The organism is Petrocella sp. (genome assembly GCF_059865615.1).
In genome coordinates, this window is the sequence record NZ_JCBCDA010000035.1 from 22,818 (window position 1) to 41,486 (window position 18,669).

16 protein-coding genes, 1 tRNA gene and 3 other annotated features are annotated in these 18,669 nt (G+C 36.1%); of the genes, 16 read left to right on the forward strand and 1 reads right to left on the reverse strand.

All coding sequences use genetic code 11. From position 1 onward, the window contains the following. Positions 1-4 precede the first annotated feature (4 nt). The 5 genes from AC6F8J_RS04445 (at position 5) to AC6F8J_RS04465 (ending at position 6,862) form a co-directional block, all read left to right on the forward strand. Complete coding sequence (locus AC6F8J_RS04445) at positions 5-1,171, forward strand: hypothetical protein (RefSeq protein ID WP_500721330.1); 1,167 nt, start codon at positions 5-7, stop codon at positions 1,169-1,171. Positions 1,172-1,218: 47 nt separating this feature from the next. Beyond that, positions 1,219-1,429: a binding site (T-box leader), on the forward strand. Between the two features lie 58 nt (positions 1,430-1,487). Further along, positions 1,488-1,712 (forward strand): hypothetical protein, encoded by a 225-nt coding sequence (locus tag AC6F8J_RS04450; RefSeq protein ID WP_500721331.1) that lies wholly within the window; start codon positions 1,488-1,490, stop codon positions 1,710-1,712. A 45-nt stretch (positions 1,713-1,757) separates the two neighbouring features. Further along, positions 1,758-4,400 carry a valine--tRNA ligase gene (locus tag AC6F8J_RS04455; protein ID WP_500721333.1) on the forward strand — a complete coding sequence of 881 codons (2,643 nt, stop codon included), beginning with the start codon at positions 1,758-1,760 and terminating at the stop codon, positions 4,398-4,400. A gap of 47 nt (positions 4,401-4,447) precedes the next feature. Continuing rightward, positions 4,448-4,678, forward strand: a binding site (T-box leader). Between the two features lie 211 nt (positions 4,679-4,889). Continuing rightward, the gene (gene leuA, locus AC6F8J_RS04460) at positions 4,890-6,554 is read left to right on the forward strand and encodes a 2-isopropylmalate synthase (protein ID WP_500721334.1); all 1,665 of its coding nucleotides are present in this window, start codon (positions 4,890-4,892) and stop codon (positions 6,552-6,554) included. Between the two features lie 83 nt (positions 6,555-6,637). Further along, the gene (locus AC6F8J_RS04465) at positions 6,638-6,862 is read left to right on the forward strand and encodes a hypothetical protein (RefSeq protein ID WP_500721335.1); all 225 of its coding nucleotides are present in this window, start codon (positions 6,638-6,640) and stop codon (positions 6,860-6,862) included. A 55-nt stretch (positions 6,863-6,917) separates the two neighbouring features. Here the strand turns inward: AC6F8J_RS04465 and AC6F8J_RS04470 are convergent, their stop codons facing one another. Beyond that, entirely contained in the window at positions 6,918-8,204 is a 1,287-nt protein-coding gene (locus tag AC6F8J_RS04470) for a trypsin-like peptidase domain-containing protein (RefSeq protein ID WP_500721336.1), read from the reverse strand. Positions 8,205-8,439: 235 nt separating this feature from the next. Here AC6F8J_RS04470 and AC6F8J_RS04475 point away from each other — a divergent pair, with 235 nt between their 5' ends. The 11 genes from AC6F8J_RS04475 (at position 8,440) to AC6F8J_RS04525 (ending at position 18,394) form a co-directional block, all read left to right on the forward strand. Then, positions 8,440-9,726 (forward strand): Mur ligase family protein, encoded by a 1,287-nt coding sequence (locus tag AC6F8J_RS04475; RefSeq protein ID WP_500721338.1) that lies wholly within the window; start codon positions 8,440-8,442, stop codon positions 9,724-9,726. A 3-nt stretch (positions 9,727-9,729) separates the two neighbouring features. Then, positions 9,730-9,873, forward strand: a complete 144-nt coding sequence (locus AC6F8J_RS04480) for a hypothetical protein (RefSeq protein ID WP_500721339.1) — start codon at positions 9,730-9,732, stop codon at positions 9,871-9,873. Between the two features lie 13 nt (positions 9,874-9,886). Next, the gene (locus AC6F8J_RS04485; protein ID WP_500721341.1) at positions 9,887-11,272 is read left to right on the forward strand and encodes a tetratricopeptide repeat protein; all 1,386 of its coding nucleotides are present in this window, start codon (positions 9,887-9,889) and stop codon (positions 11,270-11,272) included. Between the two features lie 92 nt (positions 11,273-11,364). Beyond that, positions 11,365-13,089, forward strand: a complete 1,725-nt coding sequence (gene ptsP / locus AC6F8J_RS04490; protein WP_500721342.1) for a phosphoenolpyruvate--protein phosphotransferase — start codon at positions 11,365-11,367, stop codon at positions 13,087-13,089. 101 nt (positions 13,090-13,190) lie between these two features. Then, positions 13,191-13,403, forward strand: a binding site (T-box leader). 149 nt (positions 13,404-13,552) lie between these two features. Continuing rightward, entirely contained in the window at positions 13,553-14,266 is a 714-nt protein-coding gene (gene cysE / locus AC6F8J_RS04495) for a serine O-acetyltransferase (protein ID WP_500721343.1), read from the forward strand. An 11-nt stretch (positions 14,267-14,277) separates the two neighbouring features. Further along, on the forward strand, positions 14,278-15,675 hold the full coding sequence (gene cysS, locus AC6F8J_RS04500) for a cysteine--tRNA ligase (RefSeq protein ID WP_500721345.1): 1,398 nt from the start codon (positions 14,278-14,280) through the stop codon (positions 15,673-15,675). Position 15,676: 1 nt separating this feature from the next. Beyond that, positions 15,677-16,165 carry a ribonuclease III domain-containing protein gene (locus tag AC6F8J_RS04505; protein ID WP_500721346.1) on the forward strand — a complete coding sequence of 163 codons (489 nt, stop codon included), beginning with the start codon at positions 15,677-15,679 and terminating at the stop codon, positions 16,163-16,165. 33 nt (positions 16,166-16,198) lie between these two features. After that, the gene (rlmB, locus tag AC6F8J_RS04510) at positions 16,199-16,996 is read left to right on the forward strand and encodes a 23S rRNA (guanosine(2251)-2'-O)-methyltransferase RlmB (protein WP_500721348.1); all 798 of its coding nucleotides are present in this window, start codon (positions 16,199-16,201) and stop codon (positions 16,994-16,996) included. Between the two features lie 77 nt (positions 16,997-17,073). After that, complete coding sequence (locus tag AC6F8J_RS04515; protein ID WP_500721349.1) at positions 17,074-17,592, forward strand: NYN domain-containing protein; 519 nt, start codon at positions 17,074-17,076, stop codon at positions 17,590-17,592. A 24-nt stretch (positions 17,593-17,616) separates the two neighbouring features. Further along, a complete protein-coding gene (sigH, locus tag AC6F8J_RS04520; protein WP_500721352.1) occupies positions 17,617-18,252 on the forward strand; it encodes an RNA polymerase sporulation sigma factor SigH in 636 nt (211 codons plus the stop codon). A 69-nt stretch (positions 18,253-18,321) separates the two neighbouring features. Then, positions 18,322-18,394: transfer RNA gene (locus AC6F8J_RS04525), tRNA-Thr, on the forward strand. The last annotated feature ends 275 nt before the right edge of the window (positions 18,395-18,669 follow it).

Consider the following 18,669-nt stretch of genomic DNA (forward strand, 5'->3'; position numbering starts at 1 on the left):
AAACATGGAAAAATTAAAAGTTTTGTACACACCTTTTTTGAAGCTGTTTGACCAAATCAGATTGTATATAAACAAAAAAAACCATATTGAAGAAAGTGTTGTTGGCGGTATTGATATTGATCTTGAACAACTATATGAAGATTCTGAAATAGCAAAAAAACTACAACAACGTTATATTAAAACAATAGAAGACATTGAAATGTTTAAAGAAAAATATAAAGCAGTCATCAATGAAATCACAGCCATGCAACGCATTGAACTTATGTCGAATAGAGGAAAAGCAGAACTTGAAAAACTTTGTAAAGTGTATTCGGAGACATTAGTGAAAAAAGGCGAGTTCAAAGATAAAATAAAAGGGCAAGGCTACCGAACAGTTGATTATCTAGAGCAATATGAAGATCAAATGGATAAAATAATCGAAATGATGAAAGGGCATGAAAAAAATCAGAGCATGGTGAAACGGGATTTGGCCTACTTGGAATCTGAAAAAAGTGAACTGATTTATCAAAGCAATCGGTTAAAAAATGCCTATAAATTTGTAAAAAATGCATTTATCGTTGTTGCCATTCTAACCGCTATAACAGCTTTCATTCTATCCATCATTTATTTTATTAATAGAAGGCCGATTCTTCTTGAGGCAATGATAAGTATGGTCGTCATTATTGCAGCAACGGTATGGATTTATGTATTTAGACGCTATTTGGTCTATGAATTAAGTAAAAATCAAAAAATGATGAAACGAACCGTCGAACTGACAAATAAGACAAAAATCAAATTCATCAATAATCAGAGTGTCATTGATTATCAATGTAAAAAATATAAAATTGACAGCAGTGAAATGTTAGAACTACGCTGGGAAAACTATAAAAACCATATGCATGCGGAAAGACAGTATAAGAATATTAGCAACAGCATAGCCGCAATGATGACGGATATTGAAGACCTATTAGAAAAAAACAATATTATTGAAGTGGACTTTATTTTGGACCACATGGATTATTTTGCCTCTGAGAAGGGTAGGAAAATACTATTAGAAAAACATGCAGCAAAAAAAGATGAACTATACCATAATCTACAAAAAGCAGAAAGAGAAAGTGGTATAATGAACCTTGTTCTGACCAATTATAAAAGTCATATCAGTCATGAAAATAATAAAGATAAGAAAAATTGACTTGACAAACACTAGAACCTATTATACGATTATTTCAATCGAAAATAATACATGCAATGAAAAAGAGGAGTATGTTGAAAGAGATCCCTTAGAGAAGAGAGTCCTAGGCTGAAAGACTCTTGGATAATCCCAACAGAAGGTAGCTTTAGAGCAGTTGTACTGAAAAAAGTAAGTACAAACGTTTGGTCGCGTTATCGACCCATAAGTGCCTAGTTAAGCTAGGAATTAAGGTGGTACCACGGTCTGATCGTCCTTTGTTAAGAGACGATAGGCTTTTTTTTTGTACTTAGGTGTAGCGGCTAAGAAGGAGTGGGTAATGGAGATTTTTGGAAGTATGTTAGCATCAGTTGGACTTATTCTATTGGTAAGTTCAAGATCAATATATAGAAGTGGTGTCAAAACAATAAAAAATTATGAAGACCAACCAAAAGACAATAAATCATATCTTATGCTTATTGCAAGTAGCATGCTTGTACTGAAAATCGTCGGTGGCCTAATGTTGCTGTTAGGTGTCTTAATTTTAATCGCATCATTTATTTAGGAAATGAATGTCAATATATAGGCATAGATTATTGGAGGAATAAAAATGGCAAGAGAACTGGAAAAAACCTATGATCCCAAAAAAGTAGAAGAAAGAATCTATCAGGACTGGATGGATAAAAAGTATTTTCATGCAGAAGTCAATCCTCAAAAAGACCCTTTTACAATTGTGATACCACCACCGAACATTACCGGACAGTTACATATGGGTCATGCCCTAGATAATACGATACAGGATATTATCATCCGTTGGAAACGGATGCAAGGGTATGAAGCACTATGGCAGCCAGGAACGGATCACGCGGCTATTGCTACGGAAGTAAAGATTGTAAAAGCATTGGCGGAGCAAGGTGTCGATAAAGATACACTAGGGCGTGAAGGCTTTATGGAGCACGCATGGAAATGGAAAGAAGAGTATGGTGGCATCATAGTATCACAGTTAAAAAAACTTGGAACTTCATGTGACTGGGAAAGAGAAAGATTTACACTGGATGAAGGGTGTTCAGATGCGGTACTCGATGTGTTTGTTAAGTACTATGAAAAAGGTTATATTTACAAAGGCGCTAAAATAATTAATTGGTGCCCTGTTTGTCAAACCACCATATCTGAAGCTGAAGTTGAGCATGAAGAAATGCAAGGTCATTTTTGGCATATAAAATATCCGATTGTAGGTGAAGATGGTTTTGTAGAAATAGCGACCACACGACCGGAAACTTTACTTGGAGATACAGCGGTTGCGGTTCACCCGGAGGATGAACGGTATGAGTATCTTATTGGTAAAAATGTCATGTTACCAATCGTAAACCGAGAGATTCCAATTATTGCAGATACGTATGTGGACAAAGACTTTGGAACGGGTTGTGTCAAGATTACACCGGCACATGATCCTAATGACTTTGAAGTTGGTGAACGGCATAATTTAGAGAAGCTTAATGTCATGCATGATGATGGCACCATCAATGAACAGGGTGGTAAATATTCAGGTATGAATCGTTATGAGGCTAGAAAAGCTATTGTTAGGGACTTAAAAGAGAAGGGCTATTTAATCAAAGTAGAGGATCATATCCACAATGTCGGTCTGCATGACCGATGTAATACAGTTGTTGAACCACTCATTAAGTCACAATGGTTTCTTAAAATGGATGAGCTATCAAAACCGGCTATAGAAGCTTATAAATCTGGTGAGTTAAAGTTTGTGCCCGAACGCTATGGAAAAGTTTATATGAATTGGCTTGAGAACATACACGATTGGTGTATATCTAGACAACTGTGGTGGGGACATCGTATACCTGCTTATTATTGTGATAACTGTGGTGCAACGACCATAAGTAAAAAGCATCCAACGGTTTGTAGTCATTGTCAATCCAATCATATTCGACAAGATGAAGATAGCTTGGATACTTGGTTTAGTTCTGCGCTCTGGCCATTTTCTACCTTAGGTTGGCCGGAAAAAACACCGGAGCTAGAATATTTTTATCCAACCAGTGTGCTTGTAACCGGTTATGATATTATTTTCTTTTGGGTTATTAGAATGGTGTTTTCGGGTCTTGAATTTACAGGGAAATTACCTTTTGATACGGTGGTTATGCATGGGTTAGTTAGAGATTCAGAAGGCCGGAAGATGAGTAAAAGCCTTGGAAATGGGATTGACCCTCTTGAAGTTATTGAATCCTATGGTGCAGATGCCTTAAGATTAACATTGATTTCTGGAAACGCACCGGGTAATGATATGCGCTATTATCAAGAACGTGTTGAAGCCAATAGAAATTTTGGTAATAAGATATGGAATGCGTCTAGGTTCATTATGATGAACTTAGATGAAAAGAAAGTAGAAACACCATCAGTAGAAGACTTAACACCGGCGGACCGATGGATTTTATCTAAAGTCAATACATTGATCAAAGATGTAACGGAGACATTAGATAAGTATGATTTGGGAATAGCGGTTTTAAAGCTTTATGACTTTGTATGGGAAGAGTTTTGTGATTGGTACATAGAAATGGTTAAGCCTAGATTGTACAATGATGAAGATATCACTAAAAACAGCGCATTATGGACATTAAAGACAGTATTAATTGACTGCTTGAAGCTATTACATCCATTTATGCCTTTTATAACAGAAGAGATCTTTTTAACCCTTCAAGATAAAGAGCCATCGATTATGATATCCAGTTGGCCTGTATTTAAGCAAGAATGGCATTTTGAGAAACAAGAAACAGATATCAGTATGATTAAAGAAGCGGTTAGAGGTATTCGTAACTTAAGGGCGAACATGAATGTACCACCATCAAAAAAAGCCAAAGTATTTGTGGTCTCTGAAGATCCAGCGGTTATAAAGACTTTTGAGGATGGACGTGTCTTTTTTGCAACCCTAGGTTATGCCAGTGAAGTTTTAATACAACATCATAAAATGGATATTGATGAGGACGCTGTATCCGTGATTATTCCAAATGCTACAATCTATATGCCTTTTAGTGAACTTGTAGATATTGAGAAAGAGATTGAACGTCTCGAAAATGAAGTCACTAAGCTAGAAAAGGAATTATCAAGAGTGGCGGGTAAATTAAGTAATAAAGGGTTTGTAGCTAAGGCACCTGAAAAAGTTATAACAGAGGAGCGAGAAAAGCAGTTAAAGTATGATCAGATGTTAGCACAGACCAAAGAACGCCTTAAAAGTTTAAAGCAATAACTTGACAGAACTAAAAAAATGCGTTATGATTATAAAAATTATATTCTAAAAAGACCTTGAAGAGGAGCAGTAGGTATTCGGAAGCATCAGAGAGTTGTTGGCAGGTGCAAAACAACAGTGAATGGATATTGAACTAGCCTTGGAGTCACATGTTGAAGTAACAGTAGGCATTGTCGGGTTCGACCGTTATATCGATAAAGATATGTTAGTATCTTAATGAGTGCATTCTTAAAGAATGAATCAGAGTGGTAACGCGGAAGTCACCTTTCGTCTCTATATAGAAGAGACGAAAGGTTTTTTTATTCTCTAGGAAAGTCTATGCTATGTTAGTGCGTTGAACCGTCGCATTAACGATTATGGAAGTCTTTCCTGCGGGAACAATTTGCTTTAAAAAGCGAGGCGTAGCGCCTTTGTTCTTAATTAAGCGTGTATTTTCTGGAAAAATCTCATAAAAACTTAAATGCAGAAACAAAACAGGAGGGATTACCTATGAAAAAAAGCTATATGAAGTATAAAAAATACCCGACAATGGATTTGCATGACCGTACATGGCCATCAAAAACAATAGAACAAGCACCAGTTTGGTGTAGTGTCGACCTTAGAGATGGGAACCAAGCACTACCCATACCTATGGGTATTGAAGCAAAATTAGAATTCTTCAACTTAATAAAAGCAATGGGATACAAGGAAATTGAAATCGGATTCCCTTCTGCTTCTGATACGGAATATAACTTTCTTAGAACATTGATTGAAGAAGGTTATATAACAGATGACATTAAAGTGCAGGTGTTGGTTCAAGCACGAGAACACTTGATAGCAAAAACGTTTGAAGCCCTAAAAGGTGCAAAAAAGGCAATTGTACATGTTTATAATTCTACATCTACCCAACAAAGAGATGTAGTTTTTGGCAAAAGTAAAGATGAAATCAAAGCAATGGCTATACAAGGTGCAAAATGGTTGCAAATCTATGCAGCAAAATATCCGGAAACAGAGTTTACTTTTGAGTACTCACCAGAGAGCTTTACCGGAACAGAAATGGAGTATGCTTTAGAAGTGTCGAACGCGGTTATAGACGTCTGGCAGCCCACACCAGAACATAAAATGATTCTTAATTTACCGGCAACGGTAGAAATGAGTACACCTAATGTTTATGCCGATCAAGTTGAATGGTTTAGCAGACAGATCAATCGTCGTGATAGCGTATTAATAAGTTTACACACTCATAATGATAGAGGAACAGGTGTAGCAGCAACTGAGCTTGGTTTACTGGCAGGTGCTGACCGGGTGGAAGGCACCTTGTTTGGTAATGGAGAAAGAACAGGTAATGTTGACATACTAACTTTAGCCTTGAATCTTTTCACTCAGGGTGTGGATCCCGGCGTTAAAATAGATGAGGTTAACAAAGTAGTTGAAGTCTATGAGCGATGTACAGGGATGCGCGTGCATCAACGTCATCCATACGCAGGTGAATTGGTTTATACAGCATTCTCCGGGTCTCACCAAGATGCAATAAGAAAAGGTCTAAAAGCCAACGAAAAAAACAGTACGTTCTGGAATGTGCCTTATCTTCCTATTGATCCTGCAGACATAGGACGTCAATATGAGCCGATTATCCGTATCAACAGTCAATCCGGTAAGGGTGGTGTAGCTTATATCCTTGAAGAAGCCTTCGGCTACAAATTACCAAAAGGTATGCACCCCGAGATTAGTCTTCCGGTACAGAAGATGACAGATCAGACAGGTAAGGAATTAACAGCTTTAGAAATTAAAGAAATACTTTTTGATGAATTTATTAATGTGGAAGGTAACTTCCAATTAGAATCATTTAAAAGTACTTATCAGGAAGAGAATGATCAAGTGGTTATAATTGAAGCTAAGTTGATTCAAGATGGAGTAGAAAAAAACATAAAAGGTCAAGGGAATGGTCCGATATCAGCGTTCATTCATGGATTGCAAAAAGAAGGTCATATGAATTATGAACTAATATCCTATGACGAACATGCAATTGGTATAGGTGAAAATTCTGAAGCAATCGCTTATATTCAGTTAAAGAATCATAAAGGTGTTTTAGCTTTTGGTCTCGGCATAGATCGAAATACCAGTAAAGCATCTATTAAAGCGATTATTAGCAGTATCAATAGATTGAATCGATAGCCTTAAGAAACCGGCTATGTTATACTGTAGAGGAAGAGGTTTATAAGTGCATTAAGTGGCCAGTTAACAGAAAGGACGATTAAATGGCGGGTAAATGCTGTGACAAGTGGAAAAAAAATAATAAGTATTGTAAAAACTGTCCTCTACGTATGACGTTAAAAGAGGAAAACATCCCAAAAATTAAGAAAGTAAAAAGGCAAGAGAAAATAGATCCGATAGAAGTAGAAAAAAATAGTAAAGATAAAAAAGTAGAAAAGAAAAAGATTAAGAAGAAAAGTAAAAAGAACAAAAAAAGTAAAAAAAAGTGAGCAAGCAAAAAAGGTTGATTATACCCATCAACCTTTTTTGCTGTTTAGAAAAGTCTTATTGTTGATCCATTATGTCCTTATAACTATAAAGCGGTGCATTTAATGTTAGGATTTCATCGTTACGAATAATACCAACTTCAAGCGAGTCACCAACTTGAGCTTTTTCAAGAATATCAAAAAGAACTTGTACATTCTGGACTTTTTTACCATTAAGACTATAGATGATATCACCAGATTGGATTCCGGCTTTCTGAGCACCACTGAAAGGGATGACATCAGTAATATAAACTCCAAAACGCATGCCTGTACTGCTATAGATGTCGGTAGTAATATCCATAACTTGAACACCTAGAAAAGCTCGGTCATCAGCCAATTGATAAGCGATATCCCCACCGGAACGACTTTCTAGAACTATATCTATGGTCTCTTTTGCTTGATTAATGGGAATGGCAAAACCAATCCCCTCAACACCGGTATCTACGTACTTAGCACTGTTAATACCAATGACTTCACCCCTGCCATTTAGTAGGGCACCACCACTGTTGCCTGGGTTAATAGCTGCATCCGTTTGTATAAGATTAACATAAGAGGTGTTTCTATTAATATATATTTCTCGGTTTAGAGCACTGATGATACCTGCGGTTACTGTAGAAGCGTATTCGGGACCCAAAGGATTACCGATGGCCACAGCCAATTCGCCAATCTGAATAGTTTCTGAATCTCCAAAAGGCGCCAGAACAATCTGATCTATATTACCTTTTAATAGCTTTGTATCAATAGAAAGAACGGCCAAGTCATTGTTTGAGTCATAACCTAATATTCGAGCTGCAACCGTTGTACCTTCATGGAAAATAACTTCAATTTCATTTGAACTTTCTATAACATGATAATTGGTGACGATAAATAATTCTTCACCTTCCATTTTGAATGTAATTCCAGAACCTGTTCCACCGTAAAAGCCACTAGAGTTTCCAAAAATTCCGCCAGGGGTTTGTTCGGAATAGCTGGAGATGGTAACGATAGCAGGACTAACAGCACTAGCAATAGCGGAAATATCTGATGTAGCCTTATTGTCAGAAACAGTTGGCTGTATTTGCACGGTTGAAAGCTGATCAACCATGTTTTGAGTGGTTGTGTTAAGAACACCATTTGCCAATCGATCACCATAGATGAGTGCGGATAAGTACCCGGCACCAAAAGTTAAGCCACTAACAAAAGTGAGTATAAGTACATAAGCGGTAAGCTTTACATACCACTTTCTTGTATGCTTATAAGAATGTAAATGAGTTGCCATTGTTTGCTCATGTTCAAAATGAGTTTGGTTGGATGTATTGTGGTCCATAAAATCACTCCTTAAATATTTTACTATTTTTCATTCTAGCCATACTATGATTATATATGAGCAATATGGATTTAATGTGTAATATAGATGTCAAAACGCGGTCATAAAAATGAATAAATTGTAAACAATCGAACAATCATATCAAGGTAGAGACGACGAATATGATATAATCAGAAAAGTGGTTAAAGTGTCAAAGATAGTTAATGAAACATCTAGATGAATAGGAGCATTTTATATGACATTTGAAGATATTGTAGATGAAATAGTGAAAACACCAAGATTCAGAAAACAACCCGGATTTATTGTTATTAAGACTTTAATACAAAAAATAGGGTATATGAATAGCATGCCTGTTGTACATGTAGCCGGTACCAATGGTAAAGGGTCGGTTGTGATGATGATGGCTTCTATTTTAGAATCGGCAGGTTACAAAGTAGGCACTTTCACATCCCCACATTTAGTAGACATACGAGAACGCATTTGCATTAATCATCAAATGATGTCAAAAGAAATATTCATAGAGATTTATTTGATTCTTAATAAATTCATGAAAGAAATGGTACTTGAGGGGTATGAAAGAGCTTCTTTTTTTGAAATCATATTGGCTATGGCTTTAATGTACTTCAAAAAGGAAAAACCAGACATTTTATTGTTCGAAGCAGGAATTGGTGGACGATTAGATACAACCAATGCACTTGAAAATAAAATATTGACTATAATCACGAATATTAGTATGGACCATACTCAAATACTTGGTGAAACCTTTGAGAAGATTGCATATGAGAAATCCGGCATAATGCGATTAAATACACCGATTGTATTCTATAATAGTAAAAAAGAGGTCAATGATATAATAAAGAAAGTGGCAAAAGAAAAACAGGCCCCATATTTTGAAGTTCTTCCAGTTGACGCTAAAATCATAAAGCGAAATCAAGAAAGCATTGATTTTTCCTTGAGGAACAAGTATTATGAATATGAAACCTTACATATGAATACGAGTGGAGACTATCAGATTGAGAATGTAAAAATAGCAATCACTGCGATACATATTTTACAACAACATTTTAACGTATCTAAAGAACATATTAAAGAGGGTATTGGCAATTTCAAATGGTTAGGCCGTATGACTTATATCACGCCGAGTATTTTATTAGAAGGCGCCCATAATAAGGAAGGCATCGAAGCTTTTGTAAAGCATATTGGTACAAATGAAGGGCATAAAGCAATTGATTTAGTTTTTGTATGTATGAACGATAAGCAAGATGATGAAATGATAGAAGCACTATGTAATATAAAAAGACTTAGATCCGTCTATATTCCAAGAAATAAATATATTAAGGCTCAGAATGAAGTGCGGCTCATGGAACGTTTTAAACAATATGGATTTGAGCACGTGTATCCCATAGAAGAATTAAAGGACTTTATTTTAAGGAGAAAAGATATTAAAGGAAATCAACTTTTGTGTTGTGTGGGCTCTTTGTATCTTGTAGGTGATATTATAAAAATAATAGAGGAGGGCTAGAAAATGATTGATTTTGATGAAGAAATAAAAAAATACCAACCGTGTCTGGAGATTGAAGATGCTGAAGAAGTAATTAATGCCTATGATTCAAAGGACATATCCGATATTCTTAGTGAATTAATACTAGAGCTTAAAAACAGGCAATAAGAGGGGGTAAACAATGGCGAAAATATGTCCTAACTGTGGTGAGCTACTTGATACCCATGGATTTTGCAAACATTGTCATGTGGCGATTGAAATTTATGAAAAAATTATTATTGAATCAAAAAAACTATATAATTTGGGATTGAAAAAAGTTGAAATCCGAGATTTAAGTGGCGCGATTGACCTATTAAATAAAAGCATAAAATTAGATAAAAAGAATATCAACGCTAGAAACTTATTGGGTCTTGTTTATCTTGAAATAGGTGAACCGATTATGGCCTTTAAGCAATGGGTCGTTAGCAAGAACATGAAGCCGGTAGATAATGAAGCAATAACCTATATGGACCAGATACAAAACAATCAGGTACATTTGGACAAGTTAAATAATGCTGTTAAAAAATATAACCAGGCATTGGTATTTGTTAATCAAAACAGTATCGATTTAGCCATTATACAATTACGAGCGGTCATTGGTCTGAATCCGAACTTTACGAAAGCCTATTGTTTATTGGCTTTATGCCTTATCCATGAAAACCAAATGGATAAAGCTAAACATAAACTGCAGAAGGTGTTGACGATTGACCATAATCATTATACGGCTAAGAAGTACATGACATGGATTCAATCGGAAGGACATCCGGTTGAGGTGTTTGAAGAAGACAAGGAAAAAGAAGCGGGCTATTTTGGATTGCCAACACTTGGTCATAGTGCAAAAGTATCCATGAACAACAGTATGTTTCAATTTGCAGCGGTATTAGTTGGTGTTGGGATTGGTTTAGCTGTTATGGCCTTTTTGATTGTACCAAGTATAGTGAACAGCCAAAAAAATAAAAACATAGAAGCGCTTAATCAGGTAAATGCCCTTGAAACCAATCAAAGCATTTTAGAAGAACAAGTTAAAAGTATGGAGCAGAGTATTCAACAGGCAGATACCGAAATAGATACATTATCGACAAACTTAGAACAAAACCAAAAGCAATTATTACAAAGTGAGAAATTGCTTTTGGCTTTAAGTCTTTATGAAGACAATAACGTCCTTGAAGCAGCGCACTTACTAGAAGAAGTTGAACCGAGTGCATTAAGTGAAAGTGCCTTGGCTACATATGAAAAACATACAATAAAAATATTTCCCGAAGTAGCCCTTAATGCATATAATCAAGGTTATAGAGATTATAGGAACGGTAGATTTGAAGAAGCGATAACGAATCTGAAACTGGCATATAGCTATGAGAAAGACGATTATTATTCGGATGAAGCATTGTATTATTTAGCAAGAAGCTATCAAAGATTAAATCAGAATGATTTGGCGATAGGTGCCTATCAGAAGATGTTAGATACCTATCCAAATGCTAATTTTAGAAGTGACGCAACGTATTTTTTAAATGCTTTGACCAATAATTAGATCAGACCAATTGGTTGAATAAATTCTATAAAAAAACGGATAAGTGGGAATAAAATGCATTTGACATTAGAATTGAGTTTGGAGGCAATACTATGATTAGAGGTATTGGCGTTGCAGAAGGAGTTACCATAGGCAAAGCCTTTGTTAAGCGTGAAGTAGAGATGAAGGTTGTATATAGAAAAGTCGAGAACCCTCAACTCGAGCTTGAACGTTTCAATACTGCTGTCGATAAGTGTCGAATTGAACTAGAAAGGCGTTATAATAAAACCCTAAATATTTTAGGACAAGAAGAGGCTGAAGTTTATAAAAGACATTTAAGTGTTTATGATGGCTCCATATTATTGGGTCAAGTTCGAAAAGAAATACAAGAGCAAAAAATCAATGCAGATTATATTCTTAATGAAGTCAAAAAAAAATATGCAGCGATGTTTGATAAGGTTGCTGATGATTTTTTGAAAAAAAAATCGGAATCTATAAAATATATTGCACAACAAATAATTAAAGAGCTTATTGGTGTAGAAAACAAAAGCCTAAGTGATTTAACGGAACCGGTCATTATTTTTGCCAATGAATTGGATGGCAATGACATCGTTCATTTAGATAAGAATCGAGTGCTTGCCATAGTATGTGAACAAGGGGGTAAAACTTCTTATGGTGCACTTATATCCAATAATTTCAAAATACCAGCTGTTCTAGGAGCAAAAGGCATTATGTCCCTTGTAAAAGATGGCGATGAAGTTATAGTAGATGGACAAAAAGGTGAAGTATTCATTAATCCTGACAAGGAAATGATTGACTTCTATTTTAAAAAGGTAAATAAAGAAAAAGAACTGGAAGATATCTTTTTAAGGTTTACAAAACAAAAAACACTAACAGAAGATGGTCATCCTTTTGAGATTGCTACAGAAACTGAAAACAATAACGCTTTATTAATGTCTAAAGAAAAAGGTGCTGAAAGTATAGGCGTATTCAAAACAGAATATATATTTCTAGGACAGACATCCATGCCGGATGAGTTGGTTCAACTAGAAGCCTATCGTGAAGCAGTTATGTTAGCTGAAAATACGACAATTATATTTCGAATGATGGACTGTTCATCTAACCATGATATGCCCTTTATATATTTTCATGAAGAAAGAAATCCTTTGCTAGGTTATAGATCCTTACGTATCACCCTTACAGAGCGAACACTCTTCATAACACAGATTAAAGCCTTACTTAAGGCCAGTGCATATGGAAAAATGAAAATATTATTACCTATGGTTACGAAGATGGAAGAACTACTAGATGCAAAGATGGCTATTGAGGAAGCCAAAGTCGAATTGGATGCACGTCACGAGTTATATGACAGCAACATAGAGATCGGTATGATGGTAGAAATACCTGCAGTAGCGATGATGATTGAAGTATTTGCAAGAGAAGTGGATTTTCTTGTTATAGGTTCATCGGAACTTATAGAACTCATGATAGCGGTTGATCGGTCAAATGAAGAACTTTATGAGCTTTTTGACATGTATCACCCAGGATTGCTCCGTACAATCCGACAAGTGGTTATAGCGGCACATAGAGAAGGCACATGGATTAGCATTGTTGGTGATATGGCGAACAATGAAATACTGCTACCTTTTATGATCGCAATTGGTGTAGATCAGATATGCGTAAACCCAAGTATGGTTCCTAAAGTTAGGTGGTTAGCGAGTAAGACCAACAAAGCCATATGGGAAAATGAAATCGATTATTTGCTATCTTTAAGCTCCGGTAATGAAATTAAAGAATATCTGGAAAAACGCTATTATGAAAATTATGTTTGGTCGTAAAAGCAAATCGAGGGTAAAGCCTCTTTGTTCTTGACGGAATTTGTAAAGTATTATATAGTATATTTGAGCTAGGATATTGTTAAAAATTATGGTAGGATAAGATAAAGGCTATGATCGAAAGAGTAGTTGTATCAAGAATCACAGAGAGAATGGAATGAAGCTGAGAGTCCATTTGTTTTATTGATTGATGAAGTGCATTCGTGAGCTTTTCAAGTGAAGTAGTAGTAGCTTGATGCGGGTATCGACCGTTATATCGATATCAAGTGGAAGCAAAGCTTCAACAAGAGTGGAACCGCGGATGAACCGTCTCTTATTTTACTAAGAGGCGTTTTTTATTTATTAGGAAAGTACAACTTTGATTAAGGGGTCAAACATAAGTTTTACTAAATTTATAAACAACATATAGTTTTGACACTTAAACCAACTTTTTAATCAATAAAAAGTAGATTGAGGAGGTAATTTGATGAACATTATTAAGTATATAAAAGAAGAGATTGAGGTCATTAAAGATAGGGACCCAGCAATCAAAAAAAAATCTGAGGTTTTTTTGTATCCTAGTTTTCATGCCATTTTGAGATACCGATTTTCTCACTGGCTGTTTCTGAAAAAACATTATTTTTTTGCTAGGTGGGTTTCTCAACGTGCAACTCGGAAAACAGGTATAGAGATTCATCCGGGTGCAATTATTGGCTCAGGACTGTTCATTGATCACGGCCATGGAGTAGTTATAGGAGAAACGACGATTATTGGCAATAATGTGACCCTTTATCAAGGGGTAACACTTGGTGGTACGGGTAAAGAAAACGGTAAGCGTCATCCAACCATTGGAGATAATGTTATGATTAGTGCGGGTGCAAAAGTGTTGGGATCATTTACGGTAGGGGAAGATTCAAAAATAGGTGCTGGTTCGGTTGTTTTAAGTGAGGTGCCTGCTAATTCGACTGTTGTGGGAATTCCGGGAAGAGTTGTTAAGAGAAACGACAAAAAAATAACCCATCCTCAAGAAACGTTGGATCAAATACACTTTCCTGATCCGGTTCGTCATGAGATATGCCGACTTCAGATTAGAATAGAAAACTTGGAAAAGGGTAAAGGCGTTCTAACCCTAGACGCTCTAAATGCCTTAGAAGAAGAAAGATGTAGAAACTGTCCAGATCATATTGAAGAAGAACAATGAGGTGACGCGTAATGAAGCTATATAACACACTAACACGAAAAAAAGAAACATTTGTGCCGGTTGAGCCTGGAAAAGTCAAGATGTACGTATGTGGACCGACGGTGTACAATCATATTCATATTGGCAATGCCAGACCATTTATTGTTTTTGATGTTGTTAGACGCTATTTTGAATATAAGGGATTTGATGTGACCTATGTTCAGAATTATACGGATGTAGACGATAAGATTATTAATAAGGCCAAGGAAGAAGGATTAACTTCGGAAGCGGTTGCAGAAAAATACATTCAAGAGGTAGAGCATGATGCAAAAGGTCTTGGTATTCATAAAGCAACCCACACACCAAAAGCAACTGAAGAAGTGCCACATATGGTAGATATGATTCAAGTATTGCTGGATAAAAAGTTTGCTTATGAAGTAGGGGGTACAGTCTTTTTTGCAACCAGAAACTTCAAAGAATATGGTAAACTATCCAAGAAAAATCCGGATGATCTCGAAGTGGGTTCTCGGGTTGCAGTGGATAAAGCTAAAATCAATCCAATGGATTTTGTTTTGTGGAAGCCCAAAAAAGAAGGTGAACCGTCCTGGCCATCACCATGGGGAGATGGAAGACCAGGTTGGCATCTAGAATGCTCGGTTATGGCAAAACGTTATCTCGGAGACACGATAGATATTCACTGTGGTGGTACGGATCTCATTTTCCCCCATCATGAAAATGAGATTGCCCAAAGTGAAGCAGCAAACGGCAAACCCTTTGCCAAGTACTGGCTTCACAATGGTTTTATTAATGTCGACAACAAAAAAATGTCCAAATCCTTAGGTAATTTTTTTACGGTCAGGGAGATTACGGAAGAGTTTCCTTATGAAGTGATACGATTTTTTATGCTAAGTGCCCATTATAGAAGTCCAATTAACTTTAGTCGTGAGTTGATGGAAGCAGCATCCAATAGTTTGCAACGTATTCAAACAGGAGCAAAAAATCTTATATATCTTCATGAACACAGTGTACTTGAAAGCATGACAGAAACAGAAAATACGGACTTAAAACGGTTAGAAAGCTTTAAAGATAAGTTTGAAGAGGCGATGGATGATGATTTCAATACAGCCGATGCCGTTTCTGCTATTTTCGAGTTGATTCGTTTTGCCAATACGCATGTCAGCGTATCTTCGTCCAAAGCCTTTATTCAGAAAGTTTCTAATACCTTACAGGCCTTGTGTGATGTTATTGGTATTGACTTAGAAATAGAAGAGGACATATTGGATTCTGATATTGAAGCGTTGATTCAAAAACGGCAAGAAGCAAGAAAGAATAAAGATTTTGTTCTATCAGATAAAATAAGAGATGACTTAATGAAAAAGGGTATTATAATTGAAGATACAAGAGAAGGTGTAAAATTCAGAAGGGTATAGGGTGAATGTAGTGAATGATTTTCTAACATTTTTAGAAAAAGAGTTGTCCTTGGATGAAATGAAAGTCCATACATATTCACCACTGGCTTTAGCATATATAGGTGACTCCATTTATGACTTGATTATTCGAACCTATATCATTAGCAAAGGAAGTAAAGCAGTTGGTAAAATGCATAAGGAAACCAGTCTCTATGTTAATGCGAAGACCCAGGCTAAGATTTATCATACCATTAAAGATACATTAACTGACGAAGAGATGAGTATGATGAAAAGAGGTAGAAATGCTAAGTCGGGTTCTAAACCGAAAAACACAGATTTGATTACATACAAACATGCAACAGGGTTTGAAACACTTATTGGCTATTTATATGTCACTAAGCAACTTGAGCGTCTTGTGGCACTTATTGCCACCGGGCTAAAGACAACCCAATTAACCCAATCAAATAATATTTCGGAAACCATAGAAAATGAGAAGCCCTATAGTGGTTAGGCTATCCTAAAGCCATTCAGAAAGAAGGATTAGATGAAACAGAATAATCAGAATAATAAAAGAAGAAATCTGGACAACCAAGAATCAGAAGAAATCAACGAATTAATCGTATTTGGGCGTAATGCTGTCATAGAGGGTATGAAATCAGGTAGAAGCGTGGATAAGCTTCTGATGATTGAGTCAGGTCATCAAGAAGGCAGTGCCCAAAAAATATTAGGATTAGCCAAAGATATGAATATTCTTGTACAATATGTTGCAAGAGAAAAACTAGATCAATTAAGCAACCAAGGCAAACATCAGGGTGTGTTGGCTTTTATGGCTGCTCATGATTATGTAGAATTGGAAGTCCTATTTGAAAAAGCCAAGAAAAGAGAAGAAGCGCCATTTTTTATCATTTTAGATGGTATTGAAGATCCACATAACCTGGGTGCAATCATTCGTACGGCTAATATTACAGGTGCTCATGGTATTATTATACCAAAAAATAGAGCGGTTTCATTAACAGCAACAGTAGCAAAAACGTCAGCCGGTGCTATTGAATATACACCGGTCTGCAAAGTGGTTAACCTTGTAAGAACCATTGAAGACCTTAAGAGTAAAGGCATCTGGGTAGCCGGATCGGATATGGAAGGCACAAGTATGTATGAAGTGGATTTCAAGGGACCTATGGCGCTTGTTATTGGTAGCGAAGGCAAAGGTCTTAGCCGACTAGTAAAGGAAAAATGTGACTTCATTGCCAGAATACCTATGAAGGGCAATGTTGACTCTCTAAATGCTAGTGTTGCAGCAGGGGTTTTAATGTATGAGGCACTTAGACAAAGAAACATATAGGAAAATAGGGCTTAACAATATTGTAGAAATCTGATATACTAAAATCCTAAAATTACTCCTAGAGAGGCGGTTCTAGCGTGGATAAAGAAGTACTTCTCGTCGATGGGTATAATATTATACATGCATGGCCAGAGCTTAAGATAATGGCGATGGAGAGTCATCTTGGCAATGCAAGAACACGTTTGCTAGAGATTCTAAGTGATTACCAAGGCTATAAAAAGAATGAAATCATAGTGGTTTTTGATGCTTATAAGGCGAAAAACACAGTCAGAAGTATTGATACATATCATAACATTCATGTTATTTATACAAAAGAGCATGAGACAGCTGACCTTTATATTGAAAAAGTAGCTACAGAGTATGCTAGAGATTATCAGATTCGAGTTGCGACTTCCGATGCCCTTGAGCAAACAATAATTATGGCAAAAGGCGCAGCAAGGATGTCAGCAAGAGAACTTCTAATTGATATTAAAGCGACCCAAAAAGAATACAAGTCGGATTATTTGGAAAAGCCTACAGGAACAACAAATCGTCTAGAAGGTCATTTAAATAAAGAAACTTTAGAATGGATGGAAAAATTTCGTCGTCAAAGATAGGGGTTGTCTTAAATAGAACGAGTTATAGCATTTGAAGAATTAACCATTTATACAGATGAAGAAATCGTTGTACTTATTAGAGAAGGTCATGATTACGCATTGGACTATTTGATGAACAAATATAAAAAGCTGGTGGAAAAAAAATCAAAATCCTATTTTTTAATGGGGGCAGGCAGAGACGACTTAATACAAGAAGGGATGATTGGATTATTCAAAGCAATTAGAGACTATAGAAGCGATACGGCATCATCCTTTTTCTCTTTTGCAGACCTTTGCATTACACGTCAGATCATCACTGCAGTAAAAGCAGCTACACGGCAAAAACATATGCCTTTAAATTCCTATATTTCTTTAAATAAACCTGTATTTGAAGAAGACAATGACAAAACGGTTCTAATGGATCTTATGCCTTCAAAACAGATTGTCGATCCAGAAGAACTGATTATTGATAAAGAGAATATTCATATTATTGAAGATGAGTTGGCAGATAGACTAAGTGATTTTGAGAAAGATGTTTTAGAATATTATGTTGAAGGTATTGGTTATGTAGAAATAGCTGAGATTTTGGAAAAACAGGTAAAATCTATAGACAATGCCCTTCAGCGCATTAAGAAAAAACTGGAAATCATAATGAAAGAAAAAAATAAGAATTCTTATTGACAAGTGATAAGATATGGTTATAATAGAGAAAGTGGCCTAAGTAAGAAGGCTGATTATAACCATATTCATGCTGGTATAGCTCAGTAGGTAGAGCGCATCCATGGTAAGGATGAGGTCACGAGTTCGAATCTCGTTACTAGCTTAAGAAAAGAATCTCATTAGGGGTTCTTTTTCTTGTTCTTCAGGAGCGTGTCCAGCAAAGCTGGCCACTTGCAAGTATATGCTATATTAATGCGTTGAAGCATAGCATTAACTATCAAGGAAATATTTCCTGCTGGAACAATTTGCTTTGCAAAGCAAGGCGTAGCCTCTTTCCTCTTCGACTCTAAGAAAAAGACGCACCACTGTTCAAACATTCCAATCGCGTGTATAATTAAAGCAGGTGATTTCTCATGAGATGGAGCATGTCTCTAATGA